Annotated in this window: 1 pseudogene; it reads left to right on the top strand. The window is 68.7% G+C overall.

Annotation, left to right across the window (positions count from 1 at the left end):
• A pseudogene (locus JK364_RS58560) lies at positions 1 to 233 on the top strand (acyltransferase domain-containing protein); the annotation flags it as partial.

Here is a 233-nt window from a genome sequence, read left to right as displayed (position 1 = left end):
GGTGAGGTGGTGGCGGCGTATGTGGCGGGGGTGTGGTCGTTGGAGGATGCCTGCACGTTGGTGGCTGCTCGTGGGCAGCTGATGCAGGGCCTGCCTGCGGGTGGGGCGATGGCCTCGGTCCAGGCTGGCGCGGAGGAGATGGGTCAGGCTCTGGAGGATCTGCGGGGCGGGTCTGGGCTTGGTGGTGTGGTGGAGGTTGCGGCGGTTAATGGGCCGGATCAGGTGGTGGTCTC

Origin of the sequence: Streptomyces endocoffeicus (genome assembly GCF_016741935.1) — a bacterium.
Classification (GTDB): Bacteria; Actinomycetota; Actinomycetes; order Streptomycetales; family Streptomycetaceae; genus Streptomyces; species Streptomyces endocoffeicus.
This window is presented reverse-complemented; position numbering and strand designations above follow the sequence as displayed.